This window comes from Streptomyces sp. NPDC050439 (assembly GCF_040655335.1).
GTDB lineage: Bacteria > Actinomycetota > Actinomycetes > Streptomycetales > Streptomycetaceae > Streptomyces.
Map to the genome: position 1 here is coordinate 1,383,750 of NZ_JBFAJT010000001.1, position 16,064 is coordinate 1,399,813.

Genomic DNA, 16,064 nt, shown 5'->3' on the forward strand with positions numbered 1-16,064 from the left:
GCGCGGCGGCCAGAGGGGCGGCTCAGCGGCGGTTGTGGCGTGCGGGCAGCGCGCCCGCGTCCCGGGCCGCCGCGATGAGCTTGAGGGACCTGCGGCGGCTGCGGCCGGTCGCCCGCATCACCGCGAGGACGGGATCACGCCCCTCGGCCTGCGCCGAGCGGTACTCCTGGGCCGCCTTCAGCCGCCCGTCGCGTCCGCGGGGCCAGGCCGGGCGGGCGCGTCGTACGGCGGGCGGGTCCCGGAGGACGTCGTCGTCCGTTCGGCGCGGCTCGGCGTGCAGGCCCTCCAGGGTGATCCGTCCCTCCGTCACCACGGCCCGGGCGTCGACGGCAACTCCGTCACCGAAAGTCAGCCGTACATGAAACGAGGGCGGTTCGGCAGCATTCGGTCGATAGTGATCAGAAACGCCAAGAAAGGGGCTCTCAAGCACAATCAAAAGGTAGCCGTGCGATCGCATTAGGTCACGAACGGCACGCAGGGACCGTGCGGCGACCAGTTCCTGAGCAGGATGCCCGGATCAACGCGCCCCTCACGGCGTCTCCCCCTTCACGCACGGGGGTGCGATGCTGAAGTCACCCCCCGAGGCCGCCTCGCGGAAGGAGCACCGCCGTGCTGCAGGTCGCCGTCGTCGGATCGGGCCCGAGCGGGGTCTACACCGCGCAGTCCCTCGTCCAGCAGGACCTCGTGCCGGGGGTGCGCGTCGATGTCATCGACCGGCTGCCCTGCCCGTACGGCCTCGTCCGTTACGGTGTCGCGCCCGACCACGAGAAGATCAAGTCCCTGCAGAACAACCTGCGTACGGTCCTCGAACACGACCGCGTCCGCTTTCTCGGCGGCGTCGAGATCGGCCCCGGGGGCTTCTCCACGGCGCGGCTGCTCGACCTGTACCACGCGGTGGTCTACTGCGTGGGCGCCGCGGCGGACCGCAGGCTGGGCGTGCCGGGTGAGGACCTGCCGGGCAGCCACTCGGCCACGGAGTTCGTGTCCTGGTACAGCGCGCACCCGGACGCGACCACCGACGGTTTCATCGCGGGCGTCGAGTCCGCCGTGGTCATCGGCGTCGGGAACGTCGCGGTGGACGTGGCCCGGATGCTGGCGCGCGGCGTGTCCGAGCTGCGGCCCACCGACATGCCGCAGGCGGCGCTCGGCGTGCTGGCCGGGAGCCGGGTGCGCGAGGTCCACATGGTGGGGCGGCGCGGCCCCTCGCAGGCACGCTTCACCACGAAGGAACTGCGTGAGCTCGGCTCACTCCCGGACACCGAAGTCGTCGTCGACCCCGCAGAGTTGGCACTCGATCCCGCGTACGCCGACCCCTCAGGGCTGCCCGCGGCGGGCCGCCGCAACATCGAGGTGATGTGCGGCTGGGCCGAGCGCCCCGCGCAGCATCTGCCGCGCCGCATCCGGCTCCGTTTCTTCCTGCGTCCGGTGGCCGTGACGGAGGCCGCGGGGCGCGTCGGCGGGGTGCGGTTCGAGCGGACGCTGCCGGACGGCCGCGGCGGGGTGACGGACTGCGGGGAGTACGAGGACATCGCGGGGCAGTTGGTCCTGCGCTCGGTGGGCTATCGCGGGGTGCCCATCGAGGGGCTGCCGTTCGACCCCGGGCTCGGCACGGTGCCGCATGCGGCGGGGCGGGTGCAGCGGGAGGGTGCCGCGTCCCCCGGCGAGTATGTGGCGGGCTGGATCAAGCGGGGGCCGACGGGGGTGATCGGGACCAACCGCCCGTGCGCCAAGGAAACGGTGCTCTCGCTTCTTGAGGACGCCCCCGCCCTCGTACGGAGAGGTGTGCCCGAGGATCCACTGCGGGCTCTGCGCGAGGCGGGTCTGCGTCCCGTCGAGTGGCAGGGCTGGCTGGGGATCGAGCGGGCGGAGGCGGAGCTTGGCGCTGCGCTTGGGCGTGGGCCGGTGAAAATCCCGGACTGGGCGGGGCTGCGGGGCGCTGCGCGCGGCGGCGAGGAGTGAGCCGGGCGGGACTACGACCGCGGGCCGGTGGGGGCTGATCGCGCGGTTCCCCGCGCCCCTAAGGGGCGCTGGTTCGCTCCGCTTGTGCCGTTGCCGCCGACAGGACGTTGTCCAGGAGTCCCGGGAACAGCGCGTCCAGGTCCTCGCGGCGCAAGCCGTTGAGTTTGGCCGTGCCGCGGTAGATCTGTTGGATCACGCCGCTCTCGCGCAGCACCCTGAAGTGGTGCGTGGACGTGGACTTGGTGACGGGCAGGTCGATCTGTGAGCAGGAGAGACCGTCGAGGCCCGGCTCGCACCCGGCGAGCTGCCGCACGACGCGCAGGCGCATCGGGTCCGACAGCGCGTGGAGCACACCCTCGAGCCGGATCTCCGCACGCGTCGGATGGTCGAGCGCACGGCTGCTGATGGGCGCGGCGGTCGTCATGACGGCTCCACTTCGTCGGGGCTTCACGTCTGGGCTCTACGTCTTCTCGAAGGCCCCATAGTACGAGAGTCATCGTAGTTTGACATCTGCCGTACTACGAGGTCTATCGTACGAGCCGTACCGAAATCCGTGACGAATGGAGTCCGCCGTGAGCGCGCTGTTCGAGCCCTACACCCTGCGATCGCTGACCGTCCCCAACCGTGTGTGGATGGCGCCGATGTGCCAGTACTCGGCCGAGGTGTTCGGGCCGAACGCGGGTGTGGCCACCGACTGGCACTTCGCCCACTACGGGGCACGCGCCACCGGCGGCACCGGCCTGATCCTCGTCGAGGCGACCGCCGTGAGCCCCGAGGGCCGCATCAGCCCCGCGGACCTCGGCATATGGAACGACACGCAGGTCGAGGCGCTGCGCCGCATCACCGGCTTCCTGAAGACCCAGGGCACCACCCCGGGCATCCAGCTCGCCCACGCCGGCCGCAAGGCGTCCACCGACCGCCCCTGGAAGGGCGGCGGACCCGTCGGACAGGACGAGCACGGCTGGCAGCCGGTGGCGCCCAGCGCGCTCCCCTTCGACGAGGGCCACCACCTGCCGCACGAACTCAGCACGGACGAGATCCGCGACGTCGTCGGCCATTTCGCCGACGCGGCCCGGCGCGCGCTGGACGCCGGCTTCCAGGTCGTCGAGGTCCACGGCGCCCACGGCTACCTCATCGGCGAATTCCTCTCGCCGTTCTCCAACCACCGCACGGACGAGTACGGCGGCTCCTTCGAGAACCGCTCCCGGCTCGCCCTGGAGGTCGTCGACGCCGTCCGCGCCGTATGGCCCGAGGAGCTGCCCCTCTTCTTCCGGATCTCCGCGACCGACTGGCTGACGGAGAACCCCGAGGACGAGCGGGAGGGCTGGACGGCCGACGACACGGTCCGGCTCGCCAAGGAACTGCATGCCCACGGCGTGGACCTGCTGGACGTCTCCTCCGGCGGCAACGCCCCGAGGGCGCGCATCCAGGCGGGCCCCGGCTACCAGGTCCCGTTCGCGGCGCGGGTGAAGGCGGAGACCTCGCTGCCCGTGGCGGCAGTCGGCATGATCACCGAACCCGAGCAGGCCGAGAAGATCCTCGCCAACGGTGAGGCGGACGCCGTGCTCCTGGGCCGCGAGCTCCTGCGCAACCCCTCCTGGGCCCGCCACGCGGCGAACGAGCTGGGCGGCGATGTCGCCACGCCCCAGCAGTACCACCGCATGGTGTGAGCCCCGCCGCGCGCCGCCGCTTCCCGTCCCCGCAGCCTTGGCCAAGGGTGGGGACTGGGGTCATCCCTAGGTGACACCCCGAAGCGGCGGCCGGCCCGGGGTTCATACCGTGGCGCTGTCGCGATGTGTCACGGTTCGGGGCCCGTACCGGCCCTCGGGAGGACGTTGTGCGCTACGTCATCGAGGTGTTCCGCTCCCCCGGGGGCGTGCACGGCAATGTGGTGGGCGAGAGCTGCGAGGAAGGGGACACGGGCCACAGCACGCAGTTCCACGGCTGGCTCGAACTGCTCTCGCTGCTCGAACCGCCCGGGGACGCCGCGTCCACGGAGACCGGCGAAGACGCGTGCGCGACGGGGGACGACTCCTGTGGCGCCTGATGCCGCCTCGCGTGAACCGGCTCTTCGGGAGTGGCGAATCCACTTGTACCGAGAACGGTTTCAGCATCATCGTGGACGTTCAGGGCCACGCGCCCGGCACGGTTCGCCGGCACATTCCAGGCGTCCGTACCGGGTGCCGACATGTGGGGGCGGTGATGACGTCCGGCGACACACTGAACGGCCATGTCCACGCACCGGCGCCCCATGAGGCGTTCTCCGGCCGAACGCGCGAACTCGCCGCGTTGCAGGAGGAGTTCCGCCAGTCGCGCGAGGGTGCGCCACGGCTCGTCCTGATCGACGGACCCGGCGGCATCGGCAAGTCCGCGCTGGTGCGCAGGTTCCTGGACACGGCGGGTGACGCCTGTGTGCTCCAGGCCAGCGGCGAGGAGAACGAGAGCGCGCTGCCCTGCGGAGTGCTCGCCCAGTTCGTCGGGCAGAGCCCCAACCCGCTGCCGGACAGCCTGGGTTCGCTGATCCGCACGCCCCGCTCGGCGCCCGGCACCCTGCCGCCGCTCGCCGCGGGATTCGGGCTGCTCGACCTGCTGAGCGAACTGCAGGACAAGGGACCCGTCATCCTGGTGCTCGACGACGCCCACTGGGCCGACTCCGCGTCGCTGAACGCGCTGACGTTCGCGCTGCGACGGCTGCGCGTCGACAAGGTCCTCGCGATCGTGACGGCGCGGGACCCGCAGGCCCCGCAACTGCCCGAAGGAATACGCCGGTTGCTGGCCGACGTGCGCACCCGGCGCATCCCTCTGCACGGACTCAGCCCGGACGAACTGGGCTCCCTCAGCGCGCAGATGGGCAGCAACCGGTTGCCGCACTCCGCGTCCGTACGCCTGCGGGACCACACACACGGCAATCCGCTGCACGCCCGCGCGCTCCTGGACCAAGTGCCCGCGCACGTCCTGCGGGACGTGACCACACCGCTGCCCGCGCCGCGTTCGTACGCCATGCTGGTGCTCGCCAACCTCGCGGAGTGCGGGTCCCAGGCGCTGCGGCTCGTCCAGGCCGTCAGCGTGCTCGGCCTCTCCTGCCCGCTGAGCGTGGCCGCCGCCCTCGCCCGTGTCACCGCGCCGCTGCCCGCGCTCGAACGAGCCGTCAAGGCGGGGCTGTTGAAGGAGACGCACCCGGGCGCCGCGCCCGAGATCGCCTTCCCGCACCCCCTCGTCCATGCCGCGGTCTACCAGGACATCGGCCCCGCCCACCGCGCCGATCTGCACACGCGGGCCGCCGCCCTGGTCGACGACGAGTACGCGAGCCTGCGCCACCGGGTGCTCGCCGCCACCGGCCCGGACGAGCATCTGGCCGCCGCGCTCGCCGCCTGCGCGCGGCGCGAGGCGGCCACCGGTCAGTGGGCGGTGGCCGGCACCCACCTGCGGCACGCCTCGCGGGTGGCGACGACCGACCTGGAGCGCGACCGGCTCGCCGTCGAGGCGGTCGAGGCGCTGCTGCTCGACGGCCGGGTGCACGAGTCCGCGGAACTCGCGGCGGGACTGCCGCCCGGCGCGGACCCGGCGTTGCGCGGTTACGTGCGTGGCTACGTGGCACGTGTCCAGGGCCGCATGGAGCAGGCCCAGACCCTGCTCGTCGATGCCTGGAACCAGTGCGACCACGAGAGCGACCCCTCGCTGGCGGCGCGCGCGGCCGAGCAGTTGAGCTACGCCGCCGTGATGCGCGGGCGCTCCTCCGACGCGGCCCGGTGGGCCGAGCGTGCCCAGCGGCTCTCCACCCTTCAGGGTCCGAGCCGGATGCTGCGCTTCAACCACCTCCTGGCGCTGGGCCTCAGCGGCTCCGCCAAGAAGGCCATCGAACTCGCCGGGGAGCTCCCCGATCCGCTGCTCGTGCCGTCGTCCGACATCGATCTGCTGTTGGCGCGGGGGCAGTTGCGGCTCTGGTCGGACGACCTCCTGGGCGCACGCGCCGACTTGCTCGGCGCTGTCGCCAACTGCCGCAGGGGCACGGTGCCGTTGCGGCTGCTCTCGGCCTCCGCGGTCGCGCAGACCCTGCACCGGCTCGGCGACTGGGACGAGGCGCTGATCCACGCCGAGGCGTCCGCATCGATCGCCGACGACAGCGAGCAGTCGTGGCTCAAGCCCGTCACCCACGCCATCGCCAGCTGGATCCTCTCGGCGCGCGGCTCATGGGACCGCGCATCGGCGCACCTGCGGCTCGCCCTTGACGCGCCGGGCTGCGACGAGAGCGCCCTCGCCTACGCGTACGCGGCGTCGGCGCACGGGGCCTACGCCGAGGCCCGTGCCGAGCCGGAGCGGGTCGTCGACGCGCTGCGGCCGCTCCTGGACTTCGCCTCGCACGACGGGGTGAACGAACCGGGCGTGGTGTCCTGGCGTGAGCTGCTCGTCGACGCGCTGATCCAGCTCGGCGACCTGGACGAGGCACAGGCGGTCCTGCTGCCCTACGAGGAGCGGGCACAGGCGCGCGGCCGGCACGGGGCGTTGTCCGCCGCGGCCCGGGTGCGCGGCAATCTGCACGCGGCGCGCCGGGAGACGGACCGCGCCCAGGCGGCGTTCCTGCGCGCGCACGACCAGGCGGCGCAGATCCCTTCCCCGTTCGGCCGCGCCCGCGTACAGCTCGACCACGGGGCGTTCCTGCGCAGGATCGGCCGTCGCTCGGTCGCCGTGGCCCAGCTCCAGGCGGCGTACACGACGATGAACGAACTGGAGGCGACGCCCTATCTGGCGCGCTGCGAACGGGAGTTGGACGCCTGCGGACGGGCGGCTCCGCCGCGGCCCGCGCACGACCCGGCGGACGTCGACTCCGCCGCCGAAGGCCTGACCCCGCAGGAGCTGGCCGTGGCGCGCCTCGCGTCGCAGGGCTTCACCAACCGGCAGATCGCCACCGCGCTCGCGCTGAGCGTCAAGACCATCGAGTACCACCTGGGCCACACCTATACGAAGCTCGGCATCACCTCGCGTATCGGTCTCGTCCAGCACTTCGCCCCCCAGGACCGGCGCACGTCGTCCTAGTCCCGGCAGACCTGGCGCACTCCCCTGGCCGGAGCCCCGGCACACCGGGGTTATCCCTGGGCGGTTCCCTGAGGCACCCCCGCCCCTGCCCGGCGTAGTTTCTTGGCTGGTCAGGGGATGGGATGCACAACTGGGGGTGCACAGATGGCTGTCACGGAATGTCCGGCGGTACGCGGCGACGCACCACCGGCCCTGCGCCTGCGGCTGCTGGGGGGATTTCATCTCAGCCGCGGCGAGGGCGACGGCGGCGGACAGGTCGACGTGCCCGCCGGCGGACAGCAGCTGCTGGCCCTCCTCGGGCTGCGGGGTCCCGCGACACGTTCGGTGCTCGCGGGCACCCTGTGGCCCGACGTCACCGAGGAGCGGGCGCGGGCCTGCCTGCGCACCTCCATCTGGCGCCTGAACGCGGCGAGTTCGGCCGTCGGCGGCCCCCGGCCCGGGGTGCTCGCGCTCAGCCGGCGGGTCCGGATGGACATCCAGGACTTCACCGCCACGGCCCACCACATACTCGCGGCCCCGGCCGAGGGAACCGGGGTCGCGTGCTCCTCTCTGCTGGGCATGGGGGAGCTGCTGCCCGGCTGGCACCAGGACTGGGTGGTCTTCGAGCGCGAGCGGCTGCATCAACTGCGGCTGCACGCGCTGGAAGCCCTTTCCGCCCGGCTCGTCGTGCACGAGCAGTACGCCCCCGCCCTGGAGGCCGCGCTGGAGAGCACCCGAATCGACCCGCTGCGCGAGAGCGCGCACCGCGCGGTCGTGACGGTGCACCTCGCCGAGAACAACCTCGTGGAGGCGGTACGCCACTTCGAGGCGTTCCGCGGGCTGCTCCGCGCGGAGCTCGGCATCGAGCCCTCGGAGCAGTTCCGCACGATGGTGCGGCGGGGGTTCCCCGAGAACGGGTGACGTGCCACCACGTCACCGCCGGCCCGGCTGTCCGTGCGCGTTCGGGGGTGCACGGGCCTCGGGCCGGCCAACCCGCCCCTGCCGGCCGCGTTGGGGGACGCGGCCGGCAGGCCACCGACGTTCCGCCACGCACGGTCACGGGGGTGCCGAGCGCGGCAGGGGACGCCGGTGACGGTGGCGGCTCCGGCAGGCGATGCCTCCCGGAGCCGTCACCGTCTTCCGTTCACTCCCCCTGCGGGCGCCTGAGCTGCTCGATGGCTTGGTCGACCGCGCTGTGCGGCAACCCGGTCCTGCGGGACAGGTCTTTTGGCTCCATGCTGCTCAGTACGTCGTCGACGCTCCGGTCCTCGACACTCGCGATCTCGCACACGTAGCGCTGGACCCGGTCGACCGGATCGACGGCCCGGGAGCGCCTCTCGGCGCGGGCGTCCGCCGCCACCGGCGGGACGAGGCCGCCGCGCGCCGCGAGGCCCGGCCGGGGCTCCTGCTCCAGCCACGTCGTCCAGACCCCGCGCCCGACCAGGTGCCCGGCCGCGCTCTCGGCCGGCGAACCGTCCCGCAGGATCCCCGGGTCCGCCGAGTCCGCCCGGACAAGCAGGCGGCAGGAGGCCGCGAGCATGGGCGGTGACGCGACCGGTGGCACCGGCTCGTCGAGCAGGGTGCACAGTGCGGCGATGTCCGGCTGTTCGGTGGCGTACTTGACGAGCCGGTCCAGGATGCCGCCGATCCGGCCCAGGTCGGGGCTCGGGTGCAGCAGCAGGGCATGGGCCCCGATGATGCCGAGGAAGGGGTTGACGTTGCGCGCGTCGAGCAGGCCGTGCAGCTGTCGCGTCGACACGAGGTCGATCCCCTGCCGCAGCCCCGAAAGGGCGGCCTCCATGGCGAGGTCGAGGGTGCGGTCGGCCGGCTGCCAGCCCACGCCGTGGGGCACCAGCTGGATCGAGGCGAACTGCGGTTGCGGCCCCTGCGGGCCGTTGCTCACAAACACCAGCGTCGTCCACCCGTCGAGCACGTGCAGCGCCTGCGCGAGGGACAGCCCGTCCGCGGGCTGCCTGCGCGTCCTCAACCGATAGCCGCCGGGCGGCAGTTCACCGCTCCAGGCCGCCCATTCCTGCCCGCCGGACGGCTCCCAGCCCCCGGCGCCGCCGTCCACGGGCGCGCCGTGCTCGTCGGCGATCTCCAGGGCGAACGGGTCGAGCTGCCAGCCCCGGCGCAGGTTGCGGACGAGGACCATCAGGGTCGGCGGCCCGCCGCCGTGCGTCGCCTCGGTGCTCCAGCGCACCGCGGCCTCGCGGTGGTCCTGCCGGGTGGTGGGCGTGCCCTCGACCGGGGTGGCCGTGGGCATGCGAGGCAGTGCGAGGCGCTCGGTGAACGGCTCGGTGCCGACCTCGACGAAGTGGCTCTCCACCTCGCCTCCGAAGCGCTGCTCGATGCGGTAGATGCCGGGCGGCAGCGTCGTGTCGATGGTGCCCATCGCGTGCGCCACCTGGCGGAACGCGGAGTCCGTGACCGTGACGAGGACCGACGGGGTGTCCGGTACGACGACGAACGGCACCTGCTTCGCCCTCGTCTCCCGTGCGCGCCGCCGCTCTTCAGAGCTGGACACCATTGCCACCGCCCGTCATTACCTCGAAGAATCCGCCGTTCTGGAAGTCGTCCGCCGCCCAGCTCTCCGGCGTCGCGCGGTACAGCCCCGGCGCGAGCTTCTCGACACGTTCCGTGGCGTCGACGAGCAGCCTCAGCGGCGGCTCGTCGGGATCGCCGCCGCGCAGCTGCACCCAGCCCCGGAACCCGTCCGGGAAGCGCAGCGTGACGGAGGGCATCCCGTTCTCCACGTCACGGGCGAAGACCATCGGAGCGCTGCCCTTGACGAACCTGGGCTGCTGCGGGACCAGCAGGTGTTTCGTGCGGTCCTCCACATGCCGTACGACGTAGTCCGCGAGGCTGTCGGAGGTGATGACGCCCTTGCGGTTGGCGCTGCGGCCGGCCAGGCCGTCGAGGAGCGCGGTCGTGAAGTGGCCGCGCGCGAGGTCGGGGTCGGCGTTCTGTTCCTCGTAGGCGGGATCTCCCTGCGAGGTGGCGTACCCGACGAAGCAGTCGACCTTCTCCAGTGCGGCCGCCGTGGTGGTGAAGGGCGGCCCGAAGGGGAACATGGAGCCGTTGCCGCTGCTCGTACGGCAGCAGTCCGCGAAACAGACGATCTCTCGGAACGGCGACGACGACTCGTACCAGTCCAGGTACTGGCCCACGGCGAGGTGGTTGCCGAGCAGGTCGAACGCGGCGTTGGCCATCAGCAGCGCGGTGCTGTTGGGCGGTGTCAGGAAGCCGTGCCCCGCGAGGAAGAAGTAGAGCCGGGTGCGCTGCCTGGCGGCCTCCCATTCCTCCTCGGGCCGGTCCTCTATCGCCTGCTGGACCGCCCTGTTGGCGCGGTAGAGCGCCAGGTCCACGTTCTCTCTGGTCGGTACGGCGGTCATGAAGTCCGCGGTGCGTTCCTGTTCCTCGGTGGCGGTCACCAGCGTGACGTTGTCCTCGGGCACATCGCCTCCCTCGGGGTCGACGAGCCAGTCACGGAACCGGACCGCGTCACCCCGTGCGGCCTGCAGGTCGCTGATGGCCGGATAACGGTTGATGCCGACGACCACGGCGTAGTGCAGGTCGTTCATCGGACTCTCCCCCTACGTTCGGTCCTCGCGCCGTCAGTCCGCGAGCATCGCCGCCACGCTCGCGAGGACCTGCGGGTCGTCGTCGAACGCGGCATGGCTGAGCGCCCCCGCGCTCAGGCCGGGTCCACCGTCGCCCGGTGACCACACCGTGCGCGCGGAGTCCGCCCGCAGGAAGCCGCGCAGGTCGTCGGAGTCGGGGCCGAGGGCGGCGGTGTCGAGGTACCAGTGCTGCATGCCCGCGACGGGCATGACGGCGGACTGCCGGGACGGGCCGCGCTCCAGGACACCGGAGATGAAGTACAGCAGCGACCTCGGATACAGGAACGGCACGAGGTGGTCGGCCTGCTCCGCCCTGTCGGTCATGGTGAACATCCGCAGCCGGTCGAAGAGTTCGGCCTGGCGGCGCACCACGGGCGCGAGCTGTCCCACCGTGCAGGCCGGCGCGAGGAGCACCACGTCCCGCAGCCTGAAGTCCGCGGGGAGAGGGTCGTCGACCGCGGCGCGCCTGCGCACGAGGTCGTCGAGGAGGTTGCCGATGAACACGGCGCCCGCGCTGTGGCCGACCACGGTCACCTGGGGGCGGGTGCCGGTGGCGAGCAGCTCGGCGAACCGGTCCAGGAAGTAGCGTCCGGCGCGCACCTCGTCGTCCGCGGCGGCGAAGGTGTCCGCGGTCTGCCGCTTCATCGCGTCCCAGATCGCGGCGCCCACATTGGCGAGGTAGAACTCGCGGAGGATCTCCTCGACGACCGTCGCGTAGAGCCCGTGGTCGTTGCGCTGCCGGAAGCGGCCGACGACGGCGGCCACGACGCGCACCGTCTTGCGCACCATCAACGCGGTGCTCACCAGGGCGCGTTCCCCGGTGGCCGCCCGGTCCGCGAGGTCGGCCACGACGTCGGGTGACATCAGTGTGGCCGCCGCGGCACGCCCCCCGAAAATGTCTCGCGCCGCGGCGACCGGCTCTGTGGGGGTGGGCCTGGTGGGCCCGGCCTGCGGCGTCACCGAGTTCACGATCTCCCGGGTGCGCTCGGCCAGTTCGGTGTCCGCCGAGAGTTCGGCGGCGATCTGCCTCTGCTCGTCCTCGTTCAGGGGCGGCACCTCGGGCGGGGCGGTCAGCCGCGCGTAAGGTTCCTGCCCCGCCCGTACCTGGGCGAGTTCGGCCGCCACGGCCCTCGGGGCGGGGGCGGTCACCGCCCCGAAGGCCCGCTGTCCCGGCTCCCGGAACACGGTGCCGGTGGCGTAACGGGTGACCCTGTTGAGCAGCGTACGGAAGACGCTCTCGTTCAGGATCTGCGGCAGGTTGCCCCGCAGGGTCTCCAGGAGTCCGCTGCTCCACACGAAGAAGACGGGCTCCGCGCCCGCCGCCTCGTAGACGGGCGCGAGCCGCGCGGCGGTGGCGAATCCCAGCGTGTCGTCGATGAGTCCACCGTGGAAGTGGAGCACCACACGCCGCCGGTCCTTGAGCCCGGCCACGAGCTCGTCGATGTCGGCGGTGGTGGTCGAGGCGAGTCGCCCGCCCTGCCGGCTGTGGATGCACCGCTCACGGTAGGAAGTCATGCCCAGGAAGGTAGGGCGGCGCCACCGTCACGACATCGGGGGCGGGCTCAGGGATAACCCCGGACCGGGAACGACCGGGAAGGGGCCGGGGCGACTAGGAACCCGAGGCAGGACCCATCCATTCCGCCTCGTAGCCCGCGTATGTGCCGTCGTGCGTGGCCAGGTGCGTGAACTGGTCGACGTACGCCTTGAACTCGGCGTCCCCGCGGGGCAGCGCGTAGGCCTTCTCGGAGAAGGTGAAGGGCTTGTCGGGGTGCAGGGAGCAGAGCTCGGGGTGGATCTTGGACTGGTAGCGGGTCTCGCTCGCGTCGGTCATCATCACGTCCGCGCGGCCCTCGATGATCTCCTGGAAGATCGTGGTGTTCTCGGGGTGCTGCTTGATGGTGGCCTGCTTGATGTTCTCGCGCGCGAACTGTTCGTTCGTGCCGCCGGGGTTGACGATGACGGTGGTGCCCGGCTTGTCGATGTCCTTGAGGGCGCCCTCGCCGAACTTCTCCTTGTCGGCGCAGCGCACGATCGGCGTCTTGCCGTCCTCGCGGGTCGGCTCGCTGAAGTAGACCTGGCGGGCGCGCGGCAGGGTGATGGAGACGCCGCCGACCGCGATGTCGCAGCGGCCCGCCGCGACGTCCTTGGTGAGGTTCGCCCAGGTGGTGTGCACGTATTTGGGCTTGGCGTCGAGGCTTTCCGCCAGGTCCTCGGCCATCTTGATGTCCACGCCGCTGTACGTCTTGTCGGCGGGGTCGAGGTGCGTGAACGGGCGGTAGTCGCCGGTCGTGCAGACCTTCAGGACGCCTGTCTTCGGCACGGAGTCCAGGAGGCTGCCGTGGTGCCGGTCCTTGCCGCGCCCCGCGTCGGGTGACGCGGGCGCGGCGGCCGTGACGGCGAGCAGGCAGACCAGGGCGGACAGGGTGGCGGCACGCTTCACGGGGGCTCCTCCGTACGGGGACGCGGCTCGGAGGGATCACCTTCGCAGAAGCGATCTGACCGGTGAAGCCCTTTCTCATCAGGCGAGCGGCGTCAGCCGGGCCGCCGTCAGGTCCGGGCCCGCCCCGTCGTCGTACGCGTCCTCGTCGAACGGGTAGAGCGGGCGCTCCACCCGGTGGTGGCCGAGCCGCAGCAGGTCCTGGTCGACGCCGCCCGGGGTGAGGGCGAGGAGCCAGTCGGCGGCCATGTCGTGCAGTTCGGGTTCCAGATAGCCGATCTTGACGACCACGAGGTCGAAGGTGCGCGGGTCGATGCCGAGGCCGCCGTCGGCCGGGCCCATGAAGTCCGCGAGGGTGTGGAAGGGCTTGCGGCGCTCGACCAGGATCACGGTCACGCCGCCGGTCCGCACCGCCGCCATGTCGACGCCACGGTCGTAGGCGCCGCCCTCCGCCCGGTCCTTCTGCTCGGTCGCGCGCTGCAACGCCACGACGGTGCCGGTGAGTTCGTACGGTCCGCCGTGGTTGGCGTCGACCTTGCCGCCGACGCTGAGGGTGACCTCGGCGCCCACTCCGGCCTCGAAGCAGCGGGCGACGGCGACCGGGTCGGTGATGCCGGGGTGGACGGCGGCGACCTTCCCGGAGCGGATGTCCTCGTTCTCCAGGAGCTTGCCCAGCATGTACGCGAGGTCTCCGGCGCCGCCCGCCGTGGGGTTGTCGCCGGAGTCGCTGATCAGGAAGGGCCGCTGGTCCGATGCCACCGCCTTCTCGATGCACTCCTCGGCGCCGCCGGTCGGGCCGACGAAGACGAAGTCACGGCGTGCGTCCCAGTAGCGGCGGGCCAGCTTCTCGGCCTCGGCGGCGGCCAGTTCGGGGTCGTCCCCGGTGACGACGATCGCGGCCTTGCAGCGCGGTTCGTCCGCCCAGGCGTAGCCGACCCACATCGCGGCGTCGAGGATGCCGTCCAGTTTCTCGATGCCGGCGAGCGAGGCGTAGAGGGACTTGGCGGGCTCCAGGCGGGTGCTGGTCTTCTCGCCGGGCAGCAGCACCGGCACCTGGACCCAGGCGCGGTGCGGCCGGGTGCCCTCGCGCAGACAGCGCACGAGATTGCGCGCGGCGCGCTCGCGGGTGTCCCAGGCGTCCTCGTGCGGGGCGAGGCGGTGGGCGGTGAGCAGGTCGATCGGCTCGGCGAACCTGCGCGAGACGTTGCCGTGCAGGTCCATGGCGGTCGAGATCATCGGGCGGCCGCCGTCGGGGGTGCCGACGGCGTCGAGTGCGGCGCGCACGGCTTCCGTCAGGTCGGCCTCGGCGTCGGTCAGGCCGATGACGCTCATCGCGCCGTGGATGTCGTAGACAAGGCCGTCCAGGGGGCCCGCTTCCCGTATGCGCGTGACCAGTTCGTCCTTGAGGATCAGATACGACTCTGCTTCCACCGGGCCGCCGGGCAGCGAGGTCGCGTGCAGGAGCGGCACCCATTCGACCGTGTACGCGAGGTCGGACTCCGGCCGGGTCCAGGTGTAGCGGTCCAGGAGGTCCTGGCCGCGGGTCTGGCGGAAGTCGTCCGTGGTGGAGCGGTGCGGGCAGAAGGTGGAGGACTCGATGCCGATGCCGCCGATGCCGATACGGAGGCGGCGCTGGACGGTCGCGGGAGTGGTCATGCCTGGACGCTCTCTTCCTGGGGTGCCGGGGTCGTCGGGAGGTTCTGGCGCAGGGCGGTGAGTCCTGCGCCGAGGAGGCCCGCGTCGCGCCCTGTCACGGTGGTGGTGATCTCCAGGTCCGCGGTGGCCAGGGGCAGGCAGCGCTCGTAGAGGACACCGCGTACGGCCGCGACGAGCGGCTCGGCGGTGGCGAGGACACCGCCGAGGGCGACGGCCTGGGGGTTGAAGAAGTTCACGACGACGGAGAGGACCGTGCCGATGTGCCGTCCCGCGGCGCGCACGAGCGTGGTGGCCTGCGGGTCGCCGTCGGCGACGAGTCGCAGGAGCGCGGTGGTGTCCGCCACCTCGACGCCGTGCAGGGCGAGTTCGCGGATGAGCGCCGCGCCGCTGGCCACGGTCTCCAGGCAGCCGATGTTGCCGCAGCTGCACGGGCGGTCGCCCGCCGCCTCGATGCGTACGTGGCTGATGTCGCCCGCGGAGCCGTTGGCGCCGTCGTGCGGGCGGCCCGCCACGATGACGCCGCTGCCGATGCCGCGGCCCGCCTTGACGACGACCATGTGGTCGAGCCCGGGGCGAGCGGTGCGGTGCTCGCCGACGGCCATCATCGTGGCGTCGTTGTCGACGGTGACGGGGATGCCGAGGCGTTCGGCGAGGACATCGCGCAGCGGGTAGCGGTGCCAGCCGGGCATGCGGGAGGGGCTCAGCACGCGGCCTTCGGCGGGCTGCACGGGCCCCGGGAAGGCGACGCCCAGGGCGCGGACGGTGCGGCCCGCCTCGCGCTGCCGGGCGCCGAGTTCGGCGACCTGGCCGCAGAGCCAGTCGACGGCGGACTCGGGCCCGGCGGTGATGTCGTGCGGCAGGTCGACGGCGTCCAGGACGGTGCCGCCGAGGTCGACGACGCCGATGCGCGCGTGGTGGCTGCCGAGGTCGGCGGCGAGGGCGACGCCGCCCTGTGCCCGGACGCGCAGGAGCCGGGGGCGGCGGCCGCCGCGTGAGGCTCCCTCGCCGGATTCGGTGAGCACCCCGGCGGTGACGAGTTCCTGCACGCGCAGCGACACGGTGGAGGGGGCGAGCCCCAGCTCCCGTACGAGATCGGCCCGGGAGGAGGCGGCGCCCGAGGAGACCAGCTGCAGGATGTGCTGCGCCGACCCCGGTTCGCCGTGCGGTGTTCCGGCCATGCCGCCCCCAGTTGCTTCGATCAGTTCGTTCGACATCGGGAGGAACACTAGGTCCCTTCGAAGCAAGTTGGCCAGCCTTGCCGACTTTAAGACTTCTTGCCGAATGAAGCTATTGACTTGTTTTTCTCGTGCGGCCTAGCGTTCGGGCGCCGCCTCGTCGTTCTCCGGCACGGGGCCGGCCCCGTACCCCTTGGAGGC

At 72.3% G+C, this 16,064-nt stretch carries 13 protein-coding genes; 5 read left to right on the plus strand and 8 right to left on the minus strand.

All coding sequences use genetic code 11. The features are described 5' to 3' along the window. Positions 1-22: 22 nt before the first annotated feature. Positions 23-457, minus strand: a complete 435-nt coding sequence (locus tag AB0I66_RS06180; protein WP_363206489.1) for a DUF6214 family protein — start codon at positions 455-457, stop codon at positions 23-25. 152 nt (positions 458-609) lie between these two features. Between AB0I66_RS06180 and AB0I66_RS06185 the strand changes: the two genes are divergently transcribed. Beyond that, a complete protein-coding gene (locus tag AB0I66_RS06185; RefSeq protein ID WP_363206490.1) occupies positions 610-1,959 on the plus strand; it encodes an FAD-dependent oxidoreductase in 1,350 nt (449 codons plus the stop codon). A gap of 58 nt (positions 1,960-2,017) precedes the next feature. Here the strand turns inward: AB0I66_RS06185 and AB0I66_RS06190 are convergent, their stop codons facing one another. Beyond that, positions 2,018-2,383, minus strand: coding sequence for a helix-turn-helix transcriptional regulator (locus AB0I66_RS06190; protein ID WP_363206491.1), 366 nt, complete (start codon positions 2,381-2,383; stop codon positions 2,018-2,020). 148 nt (positions 2,384-2,531) lie between these two features. Here AB0I66_RS06190 and AB0I66_RS06195 point away from each other — a divergent pair, with 148 nt between their 5' ends. From AB0I66_RS06195 to AB0I66_RS06210, 4 genes are all read left to right on the plus strand, one after another. Beyond that, entirely contained in the window at positions 2,532-3,629 is a 1,098-nt protein-coding gene (locus AB0I66_RS06195; protein ID WP_363206492.1) for an NADH:flavin oxidoreductase/NADH oxidase, read from the plus strand. Between the two features lie 167 nt (positions 3,630-3,796). Next, positions 3,797-4,006, plus strand: coding sequence for a hypothetical protein (locus AB0I66_RS06200; protein WP_363206493.1), 210 nt, complete (start codon positions 3,797-3,799; stop codon positions 4,004-4,006). A gap of 155 nt (positions 4,007-4,161) precedes the next feature. Continuing rightward, positions 4,162-6,993, plus strand: coding sequence for an AAA family ATPase (locus tag AB0I66_RS06205; RefSeq protein WP_363206494.1), 2,832 nt, complete (start codon positions 4,162-4,164; stop codon positions 6,991-6,993). A gap of 144 nt (positions 6,994-7,137) precedes the next feature. Beyond that, on the plus strand, positions 7,138-7,893 hold the full coding sequence (locus tag AB0I66_RS06210; protein WP_363206495.1) for a BTAD domain-containing putative transcriptional regulator: 756 nt from the start codon (positions 7,138-7,140) through the stop codon (positions 7,891-7,893). A gap of 223 nt (positions 7,894-8,116) precedes the next feature. Here AB0I66_RS06210 and AB0I66_RS06215 read toward each other — a convergent pair whose 3' ends face one another. The 6 genes from AB0I66_RS06215 to AB0I66_RS06240 all read right to left on the minus strand — a co-directional run bounded on the left by AB0I66_RS06215 (position 8,117) and on the right by AB0I66_RS06240 (position 15,866). Beyond that, on the minus strand, positions 8,117-9,502 hold the full coding sequence (locus AB0I66_RS06215; RefSeq protein ID WP_363206496.1) for a hypothetical protein: 1,386 nt from the start codon (positions 9,500-9,502) through the stop codon (positions 8,117-8,119). Next, positions 9,486-10,556, minus strand: a complete 1,071-nt coding sequence (locus AB0I66_RS06220) for a hypothetical protein (RefSeq protein ID WP_363206497.1) — start codon at positions 10,554-10,556, stop codon at positions 9,486-9,488. Before AB0I66_RS06220 ends, AB0I66_RS06215 begins: the two co-directional genes overlap by 17 nt. 33 nt (positions 10,557-10,589) lie before the next feature. Then, complete coding sequence (locus AB0I66_RS06225; protein ID WP_363206498.1) at positions 10,590-12,110, minus strand: hypothetical protein; 1,521 nt, start codon at positions 12,108-12,110, stop codon at positions 10,590-10,592. Positions 12,111-12,204: 94 nt separating this feature from the next. Further along, the gene (locus tag AB0I66_RS06230) at positions 12,205-13,035 is read right to left on the minus strand and encodes a transporter substrate-binding domain-containing protein (RefSeq protein WP_363206499.1); all 831 of its coding nucleotides are present in this window, start codon (positions 13,033-13,035) and stop codon (positions 12,205-12,207) included. Between the two features lie 78 nt (positions 13,036-13,113). Further along, a complete protein-coding gene (locus tag AB0I66_RS06235; RefSeq protein ID WP_363206500.1) occupies positions 13,114-14,688 on the minus strand; it encodes a M81 family metallopeptidase in 1,575 nt (524 codons plus the stop codon). Continuing rightward, entirely contained in the window at positions 14,685-15,866 is a 1,182-nt protein-coding gene (locus AB0I66_RS06240) for an ROK family transcriptional regulator (RefSeq protein WP_363206704.1), read from the minus strand. Before AB0I66_RS06240 ends, AB0I66_RS06235 begins: the two co-directional genes overlap by 4 nt. Positions 15,867-16,064 lie beyond the last annotated feature (198 nt).

Bases quoted from the DNA above. Each gene is read 5' to 3' on its own strand.
- AB0I66_RS06180 (WP_363206489.1), bottom strand. From the start codon at position 457: ATGCGATCGCACGGCTACCTTTTGATTGTGCTTGAGAGCCCCTTTCTT.
- AB0I66_RS06190 (WP_363206491.1), bottom strand. From the start codon at position 2,383: ATGACGACCGCCGCGCCCATCAGCAGCCGTGCGCTCGACCATCCGACG.
- AB0I66_RS06205 (WP_363206494.1), top strand. From the start codon at position 4,162: ATGACGTCCGGCGACACACTGAACGGCCATGTCCACGCACCGGCGCCC.
- AB0I66_RS06210 (WP_363206495.1), top strand. From the start codon at position 7,138: ATGGCTGTCACGGAATGTCCGGCGGTACGCGGCGACGCACCACCGGCC.
- AB0I66_RS06215 (WP_363206496.1), bottom strand. From the start codon at position 9,502: ATGGTGTCCAGCTCTGAAGAGCGGCGGCGCGCACGGGAGACGAGGGCG.
- AB0I66_RS06220 (WP_363206497.1), bottom strand. From the start codon at position 10,556: ATGAACGACCTGCACTACGCCGTGGTCGTCGGCATCAACCGTTATCCG.
- AB0I66_RS06225 (WP_363206498.1), bottom strand. From the start codon at position 12,110: ATGACTTCCTACCGTGAGCGGTGCATCCACAGCCGGCAGGGCGGGCGA.
- AB0I66_RS06235 (WP_363206500.1), bottom strand. From the start codon at position 14,688: ATGACCACTCCCGCGACCGTCCAGCGCCGCCTCCGTATCGGCATCGGC.
- AB0I66_RS06240 (WP_363206704.1), bottom strand. From the start codon at position 15,866: ATGGCCGGAACACCGCACGGCGAACCGGGGTCGGCGCAGCACATCCTG.